Annotated in this window: 14 protein-coding genes; 5 read left to right on the forward strand and 9 right to left on the reverse strand. The window is 43.4% G+C overall.

All coding sequences use genetic code 11. From position 1 onward, the window contains the following. Positions 1-250: 250 nt before the first annotated feature. The 5 genes from U0035_RS17665 to U0035_RS17685 are packed head-to-tail and all read left to right on the forward strand — an operon-like array spanning position 251 to position 8,636. Complete coding sequence (locus U0035_RS17665; RefSeq protein WP_114791768.1) at positions 251-3,610, forward strand: SusC/RagA family TonB-linked outer membrane protein; 3,360 nt, start codon at positions 251-253, stop codon at positions 3,608-3,610. A 17-nt stretch (positions 3,611-3,627) separates the two neighbouring features. Beyond that, positions 3,628-5,124, forward strand: coding sequence for a RagB/SusD family nutrient uptake outer membrane protein (locus U0035_RS17670; protein ID WP_114791712.1), 1,497 nt, complete (start codon positions 3,628-3,630; stop codon positions 5,122-5,124). 11 nt (positions 5,125-5,135) lie between these two features. Further along, positions 5,136-5,969, forward strand: coding sequence for a DUF4843 domain-containing protein (locus U0035_RS17675; RefSeq protein ID WP_114791711.1), 834 nt, complete (start codon positions 5,136-5,138; stop codon positions 5,967-5,969). A 48-nt stretch (positions 5,970-6,017) separates the two neighbouring features. Next, positions 6,018-7,445, forward strand: a complete 1,428-nt coding sequence (locus U0035_RS17680; RefSeq protein ID WP_162817925.1) for a PKD-like family lipoprotein — start codon at positions 6,018-6,020, stop codon at positions 7,443-7,445. Between the two features lie 27 nt (positions 7,446-7,472). Next, entirely contained in the window at positions 7,473-8,636 is a 1,164-nt protein-coding gene (locus U0035_RS17685) for a TlpA disulfide reductase family protein (protein ID WP_114791709.1), read from the forward strand. Between the two features lie 165 nt (positions 8,637-8,801). Here U0035_RS17685 and U0035_RS17690 read toward each other — a convergent pair whose 3' ends face one another. The 9 genes from U0035_RS17690 to tamL form a co-directional block, all read right to left on the reverse strand. Continuing rightward, on the reverse strand, positions 8,802-9,419 hold the full coding sequence (locus U0035_RS17690) for a YIP1 family protein (protein ID WP_211316472.1): 618 nt from the start codon (positions 9,417-9,419) through the stop codon (positions 8,802-8,804). 53 nt (positions 9,420-9,472) lie between these two features. Next, positions 9,473-10,816: a B12-binding domain-containing radical SAM protein gene (locus U0035_RS17695; protein WP_114791707.1), complete on the reverse strand. Its 1,344-nt coding sequence runs from the start codon at positions 10,814-10,816 to the stop codon at positions 9,473-9,475. A 157-nt stretch (positions 10,817-10,973) separates the two neighbouring features. Beyond that, positions 10,974-11,540, reverse strand: a complete 567-nt coding sequence (locus U0035_RS17700) for a Crp/Fnr family transcriptional regulator (protein WP_114791706.1) — start codon at positions 11,538-11,540, stop codon at positions 10,974-10,976. Positions 11,541-11,727: 187 nt separating this feature from the next. Further along, positions 11,728-12,525: an AIM24 family protein gene (locus U0035_RS17705; RefSeq protein WP_114791705.1), complete on the reverse strand. Its 798-nt coding sequence runs from the start codon at positions 12,523-12,525 to the stop codon at positions 11,728-11,730. 134 nt (positions 12,526-12,659) lie between these two features. Continuing rightward, positions 12,660-13,961, reverse strand: a complete 1,302-nt coding sequence (locus U0035_RS17710) for a dicarboxylate/amino acid:cation symporter (protein WP_114791704.1) — start codon at positions 13,959-13,961, stop codon at positions 12,660-12,662. A gap of 32 nt (positions 13,962-13,993) precedes the next feature. Next, positions 13,994-14,575: a hypothetical protein gene (locus U0035_RS17715; protein WP_114791703.1), complete on the reverse strand. Its 582-nt coding sequence runs from the start codon at positions 14,573-14,575 to the stop codon at positions 13,994-13,996. Positions 14,576-14,595: 20 nt separating this feature from the next. Further along, positions 14,596-15,189, reverse strand: a complete 594-nt coding sequence (locus U0035_RS17720) for a sugar O-acetyltransferase (RefSeq protein ID WP_114791702.1) — start codon at positions 15,187-15,189, stop codon at positions 14,596-14,598. Between the two features lie 34 nt (positions 15,190-15,223). Next, the gene (locus U0035_RS17725) at positions 15,224-16,195 is read right to left on the reverse strand and encodes a YihY/virulence factor BrkB family protein (RefSeq protein ID WP_114791701.1); all 972 of its coding nucleotides are present in this window, start codon (positions 16,193-16,195) and stop codon (positions 15,224-15,226) included. A 112-nt stretch (positions 16,196-16,307) separates the two neighbouring features. Beyond that, entirely contained in the window at positions 16,308-18,602 is a 2,295-nt protein-coding gene (gene tamL, locus U0035_RS17730; protein ID WP_114791700.1) for a translocation and assembly module lipoprotein TamL, read from the reverse strand. Between the last annotated feature and the right edge of the window lie 36 nt (positions 18,603-18,638).

The following is an 18,638-nucleotide window of genomic DNA, read 5'->3' on the forward strand; positions in this document are numbered from 1 at the left end:
GTGTGTATAAGAACTCTGTCGAATCTCTTATTATTTAACCAAACTATGCAAAGCTATGCATTTAATGAATTCCTCCTGCCCTGAAGGAGTGAAACCCGAAACAATACCACAAACTGCACGTTTAGCATGCCTCGGAAAAAGCTGCTGGTGGCATTTTACAATGTCGTCCTTTGCCAGCTTTGATAAGAGGGCGTTGGTGAAACAGGCAGTTTTGCGGAGATACGGGATCAGCAAAAAAACTGTTTTAAAAATGAAACTTACGGCAATTGTTATCCTGGTTGCGATTTTTTCCTGTTCGGCGGCTGAAGGCTATACCCAGTCTGTTACGATAAAAGAGCGGGGCATATCGATAGAGCAGGCGTTGAAGATGATTCAAAAGCAAACAGGATATGGCCTGTTTTATGACGCAAGCTTATTTGATAAGAGCGATAAACTCAATATCAATATAAAGAACGTGTCGGTACAGGAAGCGTTGCAGGCCAGTCTCGGGCATGAACGGGTCAGCTATAGCGTTGTCAATGGGGTTATCATTATAAAACCGGCCGTGTCAAGGCCTGTATCCGGTGCGGCATTAAAAACGGAGACTTTAGGGATAGACGTTACGGGTCGTATTGTTGGAGAAGATGGTGTAGCCGTTGGAAGTGTCTCTGTTCAGGTAAAAGGGAATCCGGGTAAAGGAACAGTGAGTAACAGCGAAGGGCGGTTTTCGCTGACTGATATCGACGAAAATGCTGTGTTGATAGTAAGCGGTGTCAATATAGAACCTAAGGAGATAAAAGTGGGCCGGAAAAGAGACCTGGGAGATATAGTAGTAACCATCAAAATAGCTGCACAGGAGGAGGTGAAAGTTATTAGTAATGGCTATCAAACCTTAAACAAAAATACGTTTACAGGGACAGCGGTGGCTATTACGGGCGAGGAGCTGAAAAGAGTAAGTACACAAAACCTGTTCCAGGCCATACAGGTGCTCGATCCATCTTTCAGGCTGCTCGATAATAATTTTGCAGGATCTAATCCTAATAGTCTTCCCAGCATCAATGTACGCGGTACTTCTGCTTTACCAACGGGTAGCAATGATATTTTAAGAAGGGATAATATCACCGGTATGGCTAATATGCCTGCGTTTATCCTCGATGGCTATGAAGTAAATGTTCAAAAGATTTTCGACCTGGACCTGAACCGGGTTGCCTCAGTTACCTTGTTGAAAGATGCAGCCGCTACTGCTATTTACGGGTCGCGGGCCGCTAATGGCGTATTGGTCATTGTAACTAAATTACCCAAGGAGGGCAAGCTTCAGTTTTCTTACCAGCACGAAACAAATGTAATGGCGCCTGATCTTACGGGCTATGATGTGTTAAACGCAGCTGAAAAGCTGGAGTACGAGAAGAAAGCAGGTGTTTACACCGCCGGACTTCAGAATACCATCTCGCAGGATGAACTGGATGAACTTTACTACCACCGATACAAAAATGTAGTGGGTGGGGTCAATACTTACTGGCTTTCTCAACCCCTGAGAACAGCTGTGGGGCAGAAGCATGGTTTGTCGCTCGAAGGAGGATCGAACACTTTTCGTTATGGCGCCGACCTGCGTTACCAAACCCGGCCGGGCGTTATGAAGGGCTCGGGCAGGGATCAGTATTCGGGCGGAATGTTCTTCAGTTATAACCTTAATAATAAGATCAGGTTTCAAAATGAGCTATCCATTACTTCTATTGAGGGCAGCGAATCGCCTTATGGGAGCTTTACATCTTATGTAACGATGAACCCTTATTATCCCAAAACAGATGAGAACGGGAATATCATCCAGAATGTAGATGTATGGACCAGGCGGGCAGATAATGGCTCTTATATATATGACTATGTTCTAAACCCTATGTACAATGCGACATTGAGTAGTTTTGATAAAACGAAGTACAACGAAATACTTAACAACTTTGCCACTGAAATAGAACTGGTGAAAAACCTGAAGTTGCGTGGGCAAATCAGCATGTTGAAACGCATGAGCACGGGTGATCGCTTTATATCGCCACTGGCTAATGACTTTTACTTTTATGAAGCGGCCCGGGCCGATGAAAGAGGTAGCTATACCAGCAGCGTGAACGATGTTACAAATTGGGACGGGAATTTAAGGCTCAACTGGATTAAACAAACCGGGGGTCATGTCATTAACCTGGTTGCCGGTTCTAATATCCGTACCGAGCGTTCGGACGCCAGGTTTTTCACAGCCATAGGATTCCCGAATGACCGCTTCACCAGTATAGGATTTGCAAAAGGGTATGCTGAAAATGCAAAGCCCGGCAGCAGCTTATCTGAGTCGCGCCTGTTCGGCGTTTTTTCCAGCGTTAACTATTCTTTTAAAAACAGATACCTGTTAGATGGTACCGTACGAATAGATGGGTCTTCTTTATTCGGAGCTAATAACCGCACAGCTCCTTTTGGATCTTTTGGTGTGGGCTGGAATGTTGATAAAGAAAACTGGTTCAATATACCACAGGTGAGCCAGCTCCGTTTACGCTTTACAACGGGTCTTACCGGATCGGTTCAGTTTGCTCCCTTCCTGGCACAAACCACTTACTCCTACGACCAGAATAATTGGTATTCTTCCGGTTTGGGCGCTTATGTAAATACTTACGGCAATAGCGACCTGTCCTGGCAAAAAACAACTAATATAGACTGGGGCGTGGATCTGGGATTATTGCGGGACCGGATCTTCCTGTCTTCGAGAGTTTACCGGAAGCTTACCCAGGATATATTAACGGATATCAGTATCGCGCCTTCTACTGGTTTTTCCACCTATAAGGATAACCTGGGCGATATGGAGAATAACGGGTTTGAGGTAAACCTGCGCGCGAACATCATACAGAATAAAAACTGGACCGTTGGACTGATGGGCAATTTTGCACGCAACACCAATAAGATCGTAAAGATCTCCAATTCTTTAAAAAGTTATAACGAACGGGCAGACGAGGCTCAGCAGGGTGAGGACCTGAAAGCTGTTCCGCTGTTGCGTTACAACGAAGGACAATCCATCTATGCTATTTATGCGGTGCCTTCATTGGGTATTGACCCGGAAAACGGTAAAGAGATTTTCGTAAAACGGGATGGCTCGCTTACCTACGAATGGGATGCCAGGGATATAACAGTAGTAGGAGAAAATACGCCGAAGCTGGAGGGCTCTTTTGGTACTACGTTGCGATATAAGCAACTGATGATTGTAGCTTTTTTTCAAACCCGGTTCGGAGGCGATATGTATAATCAAACCCTGGTCGATCGCGTGGAAAATGCCGATCCCCGCTATAATGTAGACCGGCGTGTGCTCGAGCAAAAATGGCAACAACCCGGCGACGTTGCGTTTTATAAAAACATTGCAGATCTGGGTACAACGCGTGTTTCCTCAAGGTTTGTGATGCCCGATAACCTGGTTAATTTCTCCTCACTCAATCTTACTTATGATGTGGATCCCCGGCTGGCTTCCAGGCTGTCACTGACCGGACTCAGGTTTGGTGTTACTGCAAATGACCTGGCCCGGTGGTCTTCTGTAAGAGTAGAACGCGGAATTGATTATCCGTTTGCACGTAATATCAGCATTACCCTCCAAGCTATTTTCTAATTAACAAAAAAGACATTATGATAAAAACAAATCATATCCTTATAAGCCTGTTGGTGCTGGCGCTTTTTAGTTCCTGTAAAAAGTGGCTCGATATACAACCCGAAAGCCAGATATCGGAAGATGTTTTGTTCACTACGGAAGAAGGATTTAAAGAAGCGCTTATCGGCATTTACACACGCTGTACCAGAACGGATATTTACGGAAAAGAGCTAACCATTGGTACAACCGAAGTATTGGCTCAGAACTACAGCATCAGCGCCAACGATCCACAGCGCTATCTGAAAACCAAAGCTTATGATTATAAAGACCTTAATTTTATTTCCCGCAGAGATGATATCTGGAAAGGGTTGTACAATGCCATCGTTAACTGTAACCTGATCCTTGGTAAGATAGATGAGAAGAAGAACCTTTTTATGCCGGGTAACTATGAGTTGATCAAAGGTGAAGCGTTGGGATTAAGGGCCTACCTGCATTTTGATGCATTAAGACTATTTGCTCCCTCATTCGCCAGTAATCCCAACGCAGCGGCGATTCCTTATGTAACGCAGTATTCTAATAAAACAACGCCATTGTCTACAGTGACCCAAGTGCTAGACTCAGCCATCTTTGACCTGGAGCGTGCCAAACAATTTTTAAGCAGCGACCTGATTCGCAGTGCTGCTTATCGGGTAGGTTATCCAACGCAGACTGATACAACTTTGAATACTGAGGAGGGCGCGCGTGATCTTTTTTTACATAACCGCAGGCATCGCCTGAATTATTATGCTGTGTGCGGCACATTGGCCAGAGTGCAACTGTATAAAAACAATAAAGCACAGGCATTGCTTAATGCGCAGGAAGTGATCAGTGCCAATAAATTTCCCTGGACAAAAGCCGAAGACTTTTTAGCAGTTGATCAGGATAAAAAGGATCTTATGCTATATAAAGAACTGGTGTTTGGCTGGTTTATTCCAACATTAGATGGAGCGTATAATAATGAATGGTTTTCGGGTGGGGTTACCGGCATGCATCTCACCCAGGAGGCGTCGCAGGACTTTTATGAAACCGGGACTGTAGGTAGCAATGATATGCGATATAAGCAATGGTTTGCTACTGTAAACGAGCAGACCAGCTACATTTCAGAAGTGCATAAATACCGCAGAAACAGTGCCAGTACCACCAGTACTGCCAACCTCGCTTATATGGTGGCGCCGGCTATACGGTTAAGCGAGATGTATTTTATTGCTGCAGAATGCACTTATGCTACTAATCCTGCCGCAGCTACCGCTTTTATAGATGAAGTGCGCAGCCACAGGGGCATTGGCGAGAAGATCACTGTAACTAATGAAACGGCCCTGAGAAATGAGCTACTGAAAGAATACCGGAAAGACCTCTTTGCTGAAGGACAATTATTCTATGCTTTTAAAAGATGGAATGTGGCAATCACCGGTCAGAATGGCGTCAGTTATCCGGCTTCCAACAACATTTTTGTATTGCCGCTACCCGATGATGAGATCATTTACGGAAACCGTTAAAACTTAAAATCATGAATCAATATATAAATATATTGTTAAGCAGAAAAGGATGTTACTTATTATGCATGGTATTATTTGTCACTTCCTGTAAAAAGGCAGACCCTCTTACGTTTGATCATGCTGCCAATGTATATTTCGATCTGCCGCAGGACCAAAAAGATAGCATTTCCTACACATTTGCCTATGATCTGGCCAAAGCCAGCGATACGATTAATATCCCGGTTACTATCTCCGGCAAACGAATATCTCAGGATCGTTTTTATACTGCTTATGTGGAAGCGGATTCTTCAAGCGCTATACCCGGAACCCATTATAAGGCGCTCGAACAGCAATATACCGTCCGGGCGGATGAAGGCAGGACAGTACTGCCGTTGATTGTTTATAACCGGCCCGACCTGGAAGATAGCTCCAGAACTATTATCCTTAAATTAAGGGCATCCGGCGACTTTGGTATAGAAAACCCAACTATTATAAAGGCCAGGGTAGTGCTTTCAGCAAGACTGGAGCAACCTGCATGGTGGAGTATGTGGTGCGGCGCTTATTCAAGAACGAAGCATCAGTTGTTCTTAATTGTGACGGGTATTACAGAGCTATCTACCGTTGGACTGGATGCCCCCAAAAACCTTTACATAGCCAACCTGCTGACGGTGATGTTGAATAACCCTTTTGATTGGGTAGCCAATAATACAGGTAAAGGCTATGTGCTGGAGCCGGTAACTGCAGGCAATACAGATGCCTACTATTTCTACACACCTCTAAATCCCAATAAGAAAATTGTACTGAGAAAAAACAGCGGTTCAGGACGATATTTCTTTATAGATGAAAATGGACAGGAAGTGAGATAGGAGGGGTTTCTTGGTTAAATAATATGAATGAAAGTTAAACACAAAACAATGATCAGACAATACAGCTTTTTGTTGATGGTTTGCAGTGTGCTACTGGTTTCCTGCTTTAAGGATAAAGGTAATTACGATATCACACTTCCGGTGGAACCGGTTATTGCCAACCTGGATACGGTATACACCGCTTATGTGGGTGACAGCCTTATTATTGAACCACGTATAACGGCGCCGGCCGGTGCAGATATTGAATTGGAATGGCGGATTATGGTACCTGAAGCGATCAGCGATACTTTATACCGCTTCAGAGGCCCGTCACTACGCACTGTTTTTGGCCTGCAGTCGCTCAGGTATCGAACCAGGCTTATAGTGCATAATAAGACTAACGGGATGAAGTATTTTCATTGGTTTCAGATACAAGGCGTAACGGAATTTACCAGGGGCACCACGGTATTGAGTGTGGAAAACGGAACGACGCAGTTTTCTTTTGTAAAACCAGATGGTACGGTACAACCCAGGGTGTACGAAGCTATTAATAACAAGACCCTGCCTGATGATCCTTTGCATTTGTTTTACCTGACCAACCATTTTACGGGTAATACGCCCCTCGGCTACTGGATCATTACAAAAAACGGAGGTGTTCGTTTAAACGTAAGTACATTGATGGAAGATGCGATCAATCCGAATACTTTAAAGGATAATTTTTTTACACCGCCTTCTGGAATCGAGGTCGGTTCTTTGCAAAAAAGTCCACAGGGAGTAATGGTGGGGGTGATCAACGGCAAATTTTACGGAGGTGCAACCACTACCTGGGATCAGTCGCCGACATATGGAATGTTCGGAGGTTTTGCCAATGGGGAATATGAGCTCGATCCACATTTTATAATGACCAGAATCAATAATGATATTACTTATATTGCTTTTGAAAAAAATAAGAAGCAATTCATACGCATCAATTCCTACGGTGTTCCCACCTATTTTGGCACCGATTACAGTGTAGAGAACCGTACTATCTTTGATCCTACGGGTGTTGGAATGGATCTGACTGAAATGGTACAGATCAACAGTTCGGATACTTATGCCTATTGCAGGGATAATGCCGGTGTAATGCAGGAACTGATGTTTAACGTTAATTTTAACGGCCCCTTCACCTTTACGGCACGTCATAAGCGACCTTTTATAAGGCAGGAATTGTTTAATACTAAAACCAGGCTAATAGCCACCAGGAGCGGCGCTATTTATATAGCTTCAGGAGCGACCATTTACCGTTACAATCCGCTTAACCAAGAGGTGAGGGCCTTAAATACAACTTTCAATAGCGATGTAACCATGCTGAAGCTATCCGATGATGAAAACCAACTGATCGTAGGAACGGCCAATAGCCTCGCTTATTTAAACATCAGCGTTGGCAATTACGGCGACCTGGTCAGCCGGGTAGATGGTATCCCCGGATCCCCTATAGATATACAAAGAAGAAATTAATCAATCACCAGAATAAAAAAGTTTATAATGAAGTCAATAAAGATCACGCTTGTAGCGATGGTACTGACACTCAGTGCTACCGCCCAAAAAAAAGCTTTTAAATTAGAGGGTACCGCTCCTGCCGGTAAGGAAGGTGCCAAAGTATATCTCGATTACCAGATTGAATCGGGTAGTGTTGCCGATTCAGCAATAATTAAGAACGGTAAATTTTCCTTTGAAGGTGCTGTGGATGAGCCTGCCTACTCGCGGCTGATACTGGATCACAAGAACCAGGGTAAATACTGGATTGCCAATGTTGGAGATCGTTTGTTTTTTTACCTGGCTAATGAAAACTACAAGATCGAGATTAAAGATTCTGTACAATCGGCCCGGATTACCGGATCGCCTACACAGGCAGCGTTCCAGTCGTATATCAAAGAAATCGGAGGCGATTTTATGGTGCTGATAGGAGCAGCGCAGGCCACCATGGCTGCCATTCCTCAAAATGCGCCGGACGCTAACGAAAGGGCAAAAGCTGTTTACGATTCTTTTGAACAAAAGTTCGAAGATCGCCGGCTGAAAGAAATCGAATTTGCTAAACGCAATCCCGGGTCCATTTTTTCGATCGATGCTCTTACAGATGCCGCCAATAAGCATCCCCTCAGCTCGCTGGAACCTATCTTTTTAGCCTTGACTGATGAAGTACGCAGCCTGAGGGGTGGCAAGGCACTGGACACCCGGATACTAGCTGAGAAAACCATTAAAATAGGAAATATAGCGCCTGTTTTTTCACAGGCAGATACCAGTGGGAAAATGGTTCATCTGGCCGATTACAGGGGGCAGTATGTACTGGTTGACTTCTGGGCCAGTTGGTGTAAGCCCTGCCGTGCCGAAAACCCGAATCTTAAAAAAGCGTACGATAAGTATAAAGATAAGCTTGCAGTGATCGGCGTTTCGTTAGATGATAAAGATACCCGGGATGCATGGATTGCGGCAATACATAAGGATGACCTGCCCTGGGTACATGTTTCCGATTTAAAAGGATGGAGTAATGAAATTGCCCTGAGGTATGGGGTGCGGGCAGTTCCTCAAAACTACCTGCTTGACAAGGAAGGGAAAATCATTGCATCTAATTTGCGCGATGAAAGACTACACGAGGTTTTGAGCGATGTATTTGCGGGTAAAACGCCTGCAGCCGATAGCACTGAATAGTAATTATTCCGTCAACAGATTTTAAAAGGGACTATTCGTCGCAGGATGAATAGTCCCTTTTTTAACCAGATCTCATAACTATTTTAACTGGTTTACTTTGCAGACGATATTATAACGTGAACTGAGTACGATCAGTGGTATTTTATCTGCTATTGAAATTAACACCTACGAAGCGCTATTTTTTCTCCGGCTCTTATAAATTCCGATGCAGTAAGCCAGAAGCAGTGGAATAGCTAATATCATAGAGAGCCCGGTTAGTAGCATCAGGATCAGGTAAGAGCTGTCGTGTGGCGACGGATCTCTGATGCCGCCCATCACTTCAAAGACAACATTATGTAAATTGAGCATTGTTAGTACTGATATAATGAGGCAAATAGGCATAAATGTAACAGTTGCAATATTGCCCGGTGAAAGCTTTGTATAATGTTTTATAAAATAGTAGAGTAGGCAGAGTCTCCATAAGGCTACTATGGCCAGAAACCAAACATTGATTCTGTTGGCTGTTGTAATTGAATAAAAGCGTTCTACAGGGATCGCATAAAAGAGGGCAGGGAATGACGTTAGTGCTATAAAGGTTAGTACAATTCTATAGCTCCAGTTTTCAATTTTGAATGGTAAAATAATCAGCCATATAAAGCCGGCCAGTAGAAAAATATAAATGATAGAGCCTAAACCCAGGTGCTGCAATAAGCCTGCCTGCGTATCGTCCCAGTACCGTCCCATACCCACCACCCAGGTGCCGAAAATGCCGGCGATCAGGTGTTGGTTGTTTAATTTCAGCATATCTGCTCTGCTTAACCGAAAACTAAGCAGCTGCAGAATATAATTGATTATACTCATGTGTTGATGGTGTTTGATTTTTCTTTTAAAACTGCTTTGAAATGTGATTTTCGTTCTTTCTTGTTTTCTTCAGTGTAGATCCGGGCCATCAGGTTTTGAAACAAGCCTTCAAACTCCTGCACTGTAAAATTTCGCGGATGAAAGGTGGCATCAAATAGCGTACACTTGTCCCAATAGTTTTCTTGCAATAGCCTGTTCTGGCTTTTTAACTGATAGTATAAAGCTGTATTGGGAAAAGGCGTTAACATGGTTACCTGAACTTCTGTTAAGTTGCTTTGTTTAATGAACTGCTCGGTTGTAGTAAAGGTTTCCACTGTGTCTGTGTCAAAACCTAATATAAAACACCCATTGACCGATATCCCGTAGGACTGGATCTTTTCGATTGCTTTAAAATAGTGATCAAATTGTTTGTATTTCCAGTTAGCCTTATCCAGGTTTTTCAACCCATTTGCGGTGGTGGTTTCAAAGCCTATTAAGATCTGGCTGCAGTTGGCCCTGGCCAGTTTTTCCAGTAATTCGTCATCATGGGCAACTGAAATATCTGTTTCGGTAAACCATTTCATAGGGTATTTCGAAAAAAGATCCAGCAATTGCTTCGACCATATTTTATCAACGAAGGTATTATCATCAGCAAGCTCAATGAACGGTCTGTTCCAGAGTCCAAATATTTTATCCAGTTCTTTTCTAATTAATTCGAGGGGCTTTTTTTTATAAGAGCTTATTGTACGGGATGCTGCGCAGAAATGACAGTGCAGCGGGCAGCCCCTTGTTGTTTGAAGTGTTAGCCTGTTATACTTTGAAATGTCGAGTAAGTCATAGCGAGGTATTTTAGCCTGGTGTAGGTTAAAATTTAAGCCGCTATGGGAAAGGGAGCTGTAGTGAGGTTGTAATTTCCCTTTTTCGAAATCGCGGAGAAGCGAGGGCCATGCTAACTCACCTTCACCCTGGATCACACTATCTGCAAATTGCATGGCTTCTGCAGGCATAGCCGTAACGTGTAAGCCGCCCATGATAATCCTAATTCCCCATTGCCTGAATTTCGTAGCTAAAGCGTATGTTTCATTGATCCTTGCTGTCAAAGCGGAAAAAGCAATAATGTCGGGCTGTTCATCAATAATGTGCTGGATATCTTGCTCCGTGTAATGGTCTAATTCTTTATAAGCTATTTTCCAGTTGTCAGGCGTATGCGATGCCAGCGTCAGTAGCCCCAGACTAGGTAGGCTGGCTATTACCTGGCTTCTTTCCACGAAGCCGGGCAGCGTCAGGCCCAGCTCAAGAAGTTTTGGATTGTAGACCCTTACACCACTCATCGATATTAAAGTAGCCTTGTATTGTTTCATGATCCGGCATTTTAAAGCAAATCTATATCTGGTTATATATTCAAAACTTTGATATTTATCAAAGTTTTAAGCCAGTAAGCTTTTGTTTGCGATGTTGCAACAGACTGGTGACGGCAAGCTTTTACAGCATATTGATCTGTGTAGTTCAGTTGTATCGTTATCGTTCAGAGCGGATACGGCTTAAAGTTTCGAGACTGATTCCCAAGTAAGAAGCCACATGCTTTAATGGAACCCGGTTGAGTATTTCCGGTTGAGTTTGTAACAGCGACAGGTAACGGTCTTTTGCTCTTTCCTTGCGAAGGGAATAAAGCCTTTCTTCGCTTTGAATATAATATTGGGTGGTTAATATTCTGCCAGTGATATTGAATTCAGGAAACTGAACATATATCTGATGCAAGTCTTTATAATGAATTCCCAATACAGTTGTATTTTCCAGTGCAACAATGTTTTCTACACTAGGCGTTTGCGTGTAAAAGCTTTTTACAGAAATGATCACATCGTTTTCCTTCATAAACCATGATGTGATCTGGCTATCATGTTTCTCATAGTAGCATCGCAACAATCCGTCATTTACAAAATAGATATATTCACAAACCTGTCCCTGATGCAAAAGCGCTTCCTTTCTCTTTATATTCCTGGCCACCAGTATCGACTTTAAATGTTCCCGGAGCTCATGGGATAAAGGGTTTACGGCATCCAACATCGAAAATAAACGGTCGAACATTGCAGGTGTTTTAAAACTGTTTGTTAAGGAAATGGAATTCAGCTATGAGCCATAATAATTGTTCTTTTTTATCAGACGTCTGATTTTTCACGCAGCACTGTATTTAATTGCTCCGCCTTTAATAGTGATTTGTTAAGCAGGCCTGCGTCGCGATTGCAGTCTGCCTTTTTCACGGTCGCCAGCTTTATTAGCGCCCGTCACCATCGAGCAGATTTCCTAAACCGCCTAAAATACTTCCTTCTTCCTTGCGGCTGGTAGTTGCAAAGGACAAAATGCGTGAGGCCAGTCGGCTTACCGGCAATGTCTGTATCCAAACACGGCCGGGACCAGCTAAGGTTGCAAAAAAGAATCCTTCACCACCAAATATCTTATTGCGGATGCCGCGCACCATTTCTATATCGTAGCGTATGTTTTGAGTGAAACCTACCAGGCAGCCGGTATCAACACGCAATAGGTCTCCCGGTTGCAGGTCACGATGAAAAACATGTCCACCTGCATGTATAAAGCTCATGCCATCGCCCTCCAGTTTCTGCATGATAAAACCTTCCCCACCAAAAAGCCCTGTACCCAACCTGCGCTGAAATTCAATGCCCACTGAAACGCCTTTGGCCGCACACAAAAAAGCATCTTTTTGGCAAACAACTTTGCCACCATATTCCGAAAGGTCTACCGGGATGATTTTGCCGGGATAAGGAGAGGCAAATGCCACTTTCTTTTTGCCGTTGGCTATATTGGTATAAGCTGTCATGAACAGGCTTTCTCCTGTAAGAAGCCGTTTGCCGGCGCTCATTAGTTTGCCTAATATGCCGCTGCCCTGGCCGGACTGGCTGCCATCCCCAAAAATAGTAGCCATTTCCACCCCATGATCCATCATCATAAAACTGCCTGCTTCTGCAATGGCGGTTTCATTGGGGTCTAGCTCAATGCTTACATATTGCATTTCTTCCCCAAAAATTTCATAATCTATTTCGTGGCTCGATTTCATTGTATGTTTGTTTATATGTCAGAGATTTAGTTGCTGGCTATTGGATACTGGATGTTAGGTTACTAGATGCCCCGACGCCGGATCAAGCGCGGGAATACTGAATGCATGCGGTTTAAATATTGCCACATTCAAGATCATTGAACACCGGGCTTTATATTCAGCACTTTATTCAGTTGTTCTTTATCTAACTGCTTTTCCCAGCGTGCTATCACTACCGTGGCTACTGCATTGCCTACCATATTAGTTAACGCCCGGCATTCACTCATAAAACGGTCAATTCCCAGTATTAAGGTCATACCCGCTATGGGCACTTCGGGAACTACTGCCAGCGTGGCGGCTAAAGTAATAAAGCCTGCACCACTTACGCCCGCTGCACCTTTGGAGCTTAACATAGCTACTAATAGCAGCACGATCTGGCTTTCTAAAGGCAGATCAATATTGCAGGCCTGTGCTATGAACAGCGCTGCCAAAGTCATGTAGATATTAGTGCCATCAAGATTGAAAGAATAACCTGTAGGGACTACCAGTCCCACTATAGGTTTGGCACAACCGGCCTTTTCCATTTTCTGCATCAGGCTGGGCAGGGCAGCTTCAGAAGAGCTGGTGCCAAGCACCAGTAGTAATTCATCTTTTATATATTTCAGAAAGCGAAAAATGGAAAAGCCATTGTACCTGGCTACCGCTCCCAGGATTACAATCACAAATAATAAGGATGTTGCATAAAATGTAACTACCAGTGCCAGCAAATTGCCGATGGAAGAGATGCCGTATTTGCCAATGGTGAAAGCGATAGCGCCAAAAGCGCCGATGGGCGCCAGTTTCATCAAAATAGCAACTACTTTAAAAATGGGATAAGCCAGGGCTTCCATAAAGTCAAGTACAGGCTTACTATTGGGCATGGTGGTTGATATCCCGATGCCGAACAAAATAGCGATCAGTAATACCTGTAAAATGTTGTCACCGGTAAGCGGGCTTACCAAAGTTTTCGGAATAATATCGAATATGAATTTGATCAGTGAGTTATCGTGCGCTTTATTTACATATTGTTCAATGGAAGAAGCCTGTAGGGTAGTGGGATCAATATTAAGCCCTTTGCCGGGCTGAACGATGTTGCTAACAATGAGACCTATGATAAGCGCCAGTGTAGAAAAAGTAATGAAATACAAAAAGGCTTTGCCCGCTACGCGGCCCACTTTTTTCATGTCGTTCATAGAGGCGATGCCCACGGTGATGGTGACGAATATGACCGGGGCGATGATCATTTTGATCAGGGAGATAAAACCATCTCCCAGCGGCTTCATCTGCTCGGCGAGAGAGGGTTTAAAATAGCCTAGTAGTGCGCCTATAGTAATGGCTATTAAAACCTGTATGTATAGTACCTGGTAAAACTTTTTTTTCCCGGCAGGTGCGTCGTTTGGATGCGCTTCAACAATCATTTGTTCATTTCTTTCCGGAAATATCGGAAAAATTATTCAAGCAGTTCTTTAGGAAGGATCTTTTTTAAAAAAGGCATCTTGTCTTCCTCCATTACAATGAACTTCCAGTCGGTAAGATTTTTCGATTTGGCAATCACATCTTTCATAGAAAGGATAGTGTAGTAGCCTGATGCCTTATCATAAGTAACATTGGGCTCGCCAAATTTCGACTGCATTGTTAAGGTCAGGAACTCATTTTCCGCAGCTGTAGAATCAGGCAAAGTGGAGTCGCCGCCAAACTTCATGCGAAGTATATTAGAGTATTGCAATTTCAGGAAATGAGCGCTATCGATTAACCTCGCATCTCCAACCTTTAATACTTTAGCAGAGTCGATCTGGTAATCAAATTCGGGCATATTAAAAACGGTTTCCATTGCCTTTATCATTTGCTCCCTGGGAATGATCGAATAGAAGTCTTCAATAATGAAACCGGCAGCCGTCCTAAAGTCTTTTTTAATAATTAGATTGGTATACTGCATGAACTGTTGCTCGGCGGTTTTCTTGTAGTCCTGGGCAAAGCTGTGTATATACCCGGCGCAAACAACAATGAGGATAAACAGGGACCTGATTTTCATGGGAAAGCGTTTAGGGGTGATTAAAATTTTAAATTTCTGAAATAATATTGCTGGTCTTCATCTGTAATACTTCGTATCAGCTTGCAGGGGCTACCCACAGCAATGACATTGGCAGGAATATCTTTTGTTACTACGCTTCCCGATCCGATAACGGTATTGTCGCCAATGGTGATACCTGGGTTAATAACTGTATTCCCTCCAATCCATACATTATTACCAATAGTCACTGGAAATGCGTATTCGTATGCTTCGTTACGGGGTTCGTAATGAATAGGGTGGCCTGCGGTGTAAATAGCCACGTTAGGTGCCAGCAATACATTGTCACCAATAGTTACGGGTGCGCAGTCCAGTATAATACAGTTGTAGTTGGAGTAGAAGTTTTCGCCAATGGTAATATTGTAGCCATAATCGCAATAAAAAGGCGGTTCTATATGAAATTGGGTACCGGTGGAGCCCAATAATTTTTTGAAGAGTTCGTTACGTTCTTCTAATTTAAAGGGGTGCAGCTGGTTGATCTGGTAATTCAGATCTTTAGCCCGTTGCCGTTCTTCAAACAGTTGAGGCTCGAACGATTTATAGGGTTTACCCGCCAGCATTTTTTCTTTTTCATTCATATTATAATTGTTGTGCTGTAAATGTAAGATTTGTTTACTGCTCCGAGGTATACTCCGGGTGCTGAGGAGGCAGCTCCCTTACATTTTGTTCTTCTGTTACTACTTCCACGTGCACGGCATATTTTGATGGCCTGATACTCTCGCTGTACTTTTCCGCGTATACCTGTGTAAATTCTGCGCCAAAATATAAAATAAAGGAAGTATAATAAACCCATAACAAAATGATAATAATAGTGCCGGCAGCGCCAAATACCACGCCCGGGCTGGACTTGGTAATGTACAGGTCGATCAGGAATTTTCCTATTCCAAATAATACGGCAGTGAAAGCAGCTCCTACAAATGCGGGTTTCCATTTTATAATAACATCGGGAAGTACCTTGAATATAACAGCGAAGAGAAAAGTGATCACGCTAAAGGTTAACACATTATTCAGTATAAAGAATAACCAGCCGGAGTCAACAGGAATCAGGTTTTGAAAACGCGATTGCACACTTCCCAGGATGCTGTTAAGAATCAGGGAAACCAACAATAAAAAACCCAGGGACACAATCAGTCCGAACGATTTCACACGATTGGTTAATAGTCCCCAGATTCCTTTACGGGGTTTTGCCCTTACTTTCCATATAGTATTCAGGCTATCCTGTATTTCAAGGAATACAGCTGTAGCGCCTATGATAAGTGAGATAATGCCGATGATCAGGGCGATGGTTGTTTTGCCGCTTAAACTGGCCTGGGTTACGATGTTTTGAACCTGTGCGGCAATATTTTCATCGGTTAATTTGACGACTTCCTCATAAATCTTATTCTCAATAATTTCTTTTTTATAAATTAGACTTGCTGAAGCGATAACAATTGTGAGCAGGGGCGCCATAGAGAATACAGTGCAGTAGGCCAGCGAAGAACTGAGTTTAGGAATTTTGTCAGCGGAAAAGCCTTTGGCCGATGCGATCAGGAGGTCTCCTGTATTTTTAAAGAAGCTTTTTGATTTGCTGAATGCTCTTTTCATGAGGCATAACTATTTTGAGTATAATTGGATAATCATATTCAATAATAAAGCCATACTGCCTGTTTCAATAAAAAGATATTCTTTAAAGTTCTGATTAATAATGAAGTGTTCGTTAAAACGGATACCCGATACCAATATTCAGGATGAGATTTTGCTTACGCCAGGTGGGGTCGCCAAAATTGATCTGGTTAAAAACCCAGCGCTCGCCAGCCGGTAACCAGGGTTTTCTGAAGGGCATGGCCAGGTCAAACCTGATCACAAAAATACTGGCATCTACTCTCAATCCAACACCGCCGCCTACAGCAAACTCGTTGAGCGCATTGCGTAACCTGAACTGGCTACCCATGCGCGATGTATCGGCTTTAGCAGTCCACACATTGCCGGCATCTACAAAAACAGCTCCATGTATCACGCTGAACAGTTTGGCGCGAAGCTCTCCATTCACCATCATTTTTATATCACCTCCCTGGTCGGGGAAAATCTGGCTGGAGTCAGGATTAATATCATAATTATAAGAACCGGGGCCCAGCGATCTCGCTCTGAAAGCCCTGATATCATTGCTACCTCCCGCAAAAAATTGCCGGATATACGGGAGTACGGTACTATTGCCATAAGGAATTCCATAACCAATATTAGCACGCCCTGCCAAAACGAGCTGCGGTTTGATCTTATAGTAATCGCGGAAGTCTGCTTCCAGTTTGATGAACTGGTTAACCGCTGTATTAAGCAGGGTTTTTTGCCCCTGGTCATTCTTTTTAAGAAAAGCATTTACCAGGTTGCCTGCTGTTTCGGCGGTACCCTGGAAGTAAATATTGTTTCTTTTAGCATCCTGGAACTGGTCGCTGTAAGTGAAGCGGTAGTTGGTGCTGAAGATAAACTGGTTCTCGTAGTTGCCTCTTAAACTGGGTACTCTTACCAAAAGCTTTTCAAGACTATCTGTTGTTTTGAGTGTGCGTACATAAGTAACAGAAAAAGGATTGAATGTATGGTCTACAAATTGGCTGCCCTTCCAATTATAACCAAATTCAGCATTTCCGGATAACATGGTGAAATAAAGAGCCCTGTTCAGAAGCTGTCCGCCCAGTGTAATATGTGTTTTAGGAACAAAATTGCTCGCACTTTTAAAATTGATGGGGGCAATGATACGAGGAAAGATCAGCCTGGCGCTGGCGCTTAAAGAATAGGAATTTGTTCGGGCGCCACTCACCTGCGTTTCAAATCCGCCCGCTATGCTGGTAACTAATTGCTCTGCTCCTCTAAACAGGTTACGGTTGGTATTGGACAGTTTTATTTCAGAACCCACGAAGTTGTTCGATTTACTGGTACCGGTTACCTGTAACGACATAGAACGCTTTTTTTGAGGGGTGAGGTAAAAGTTAGCATCCAATAAATCACTCTCCAGTGTGTCTATGGGTCTGAATTCGGCTTTCACAAAACGGAAAGTACCCAGGTTTACGAGGCGGTTGAGACTGAGGCTGTGATCGGCACGGTTGTACAATTCATCTTTCTGGAAGAAAACCAACCTGTCAAAAATCCGGGGCTTGTAAGTATTTTGAGGATCGTAAATTTTAAAATCGTTATGCAGTACCGGCTTTGATAATCTTAGTGCAGAATCGCGCCTGATATTGTAATTGGGATAAATTTTGATTTCGTTGATCCGGTAAGGTTTCAGGCCTTCAATAGGGGTCATGTCCTTAACTTTTACATACACATTGGCTTTGTTATTGCCGATGGTACTATCTACCTGTAGTAATAAAAAGTCGGGGTTAAAAAAGAAGTAGCCTTTTTCTTTCAGATCGTTATCAATACGCTCCCTTTCTGCGGTGAATACATCGATGTCGTAAAAGATCCCCGACTTTAATAAAGACTGATCCGCCCCGCGCCTGATGATATTGTTGAGTGCTGTCGGTTCTGTAGGGAATTTGATTTCGTTAAGTGTGTATCGGTCATTGGTTATCGCCTTATATTCTGCGCGCCCTGTGCGTCCTTTTACAATAGCTTCACCGGTAACCGCAGCCTGCAGGTAGCCTTTACTGATCAGGTGGCTTTGTAGTATGTTAATGTTGTTTTGTAAACGCAGGTCGCTCATCAAAACAGGTGGTTCACCTAGTTTGGTACGTATCCAGTTTCGCAATCCTTTAGGCTTTTTAGGCTCCCCCGCAAGTGCATAAAAGGAAAGCTTATACCGCATCCCCAATATCTTTTTATTGGGCTCGGGGCGTGTCATTTCTTCCAGTGTGCTCTTTAATGCTTTTTCACCGGGAACTTTTTTAGCGCTATCGGGATTTATTTTTACCGTGGCGCCGGTATATAAAACCTGGCCTTCCTTCAGAGCTTTTAAGCCGGTACAGGACGCTGCTCCAAGGATGATGGTTGTTAATGTTATGATGTTGTAAAATATCCGCATTCTTATATTGTTATCGTCGTACGTGCATGAGATTAA

It is taken from the genome of Niabella yanshanensis (assembly GCF_034424215.1).
Taxonomy (GTDB): domain Bacteria; phylum Bacteroidota; class Bacteroidia; order Chitinophagales; family Chitinophagaceae; genus Niabella; species Niabella yanshanensis.

Coding starts and splice junctions, on each gene's coding strand:
- U0035_RS17665 (WP_114791768.1), top strand. CDS start 251: ATGAAACTTACGGCAATTGTTATCCTGGTTGCGATTTTTTCCTGTTCG.
- U0035_RS17670 (WP_114791712.1), top strand. CDS start 3,628: ATGATAAAAACAAATCATATCCTTATAAGCCTGTTGGTGCTGGCGCTT.
- U0035_RS17675 (WP_114791711.1), top strand. CDS start 5,136: ATGAATCAATATATAAATATATTGTTAAGCAGAAAAGGATGTTACTTA.
- U0035_RS17680 (WP_162817925.1), top strand. CDS start 6,018: ATGATCAGACAATACAGCTTTTTGTTGATGGTTTGCAGTGTGCTACTG.
- U0035_RS17685 (WP_114791709.1), top strand. CDS start 7,473: ATGAAGTCAATAAAGATCACGCTTGTAGCGATGGTACTGACACTCAGT.
- U0035_RS17690 (WP_211316472.1), bottom strand. CDS start 9,419: ATGCTGAAATTAAACAACCAACACCTGATCGCCGGCATTTTCGGCACC.
- U0035_RS17695 (WP_114791707.1), bottom strand. CDS start 10,816: ATGAAACAATACAAGGCTACTTTAATATCGATGAGTGGTGTAAGGGTC.
- U0035_RS17700 (WP_114791706.1), bottom strand. CDS start 11,540: ATGTTCGACCGTTTATTTTCGATGTTGGATGCCGTAAACCCTTTATCC.
- U0035_RS17705 (WP_114791705.1), bottom strand. CDS start 12,525: ATGAAATCGAGCCACGAAATAGATTATGAAATTTTTGGGGAAGAAATG.
- U0035_RS17710 (WP_114791704.1), bottom strand. CDS start 13,961: ATGATTGTTGAAGCGCATCCAAACGACGCACCTGCCGGGAAAAAAAAG.
- U0035_RS17715 (WP_114791703.1), bottom strand. CDS start 14,575: ATGAAAATCAGGTCCCTGTTTATCCTCATTGTTGTTTGCGCCGGGTAT.
- U0035_RS17720 (WP_114791702.1), bottom strand. CDS start 15,189: ATGAATGAAAAAGAAAAAATGCTGGCGGGTAAACCCTATAAATCGTTC.
- U0035_RS17725 (WP_114791701.1), bottom strand. CDS start 16,195: ATGAAAAGAGCATTCAGCAAATCAAAAAGCTTCTTTAAAAATACAGGA.
- tamL (WP_114791700.1), bottom strand. CDS start 18,602: ATGCGGATATTTTACAACATCATAACATTAACAACCATCATCCTTGGA.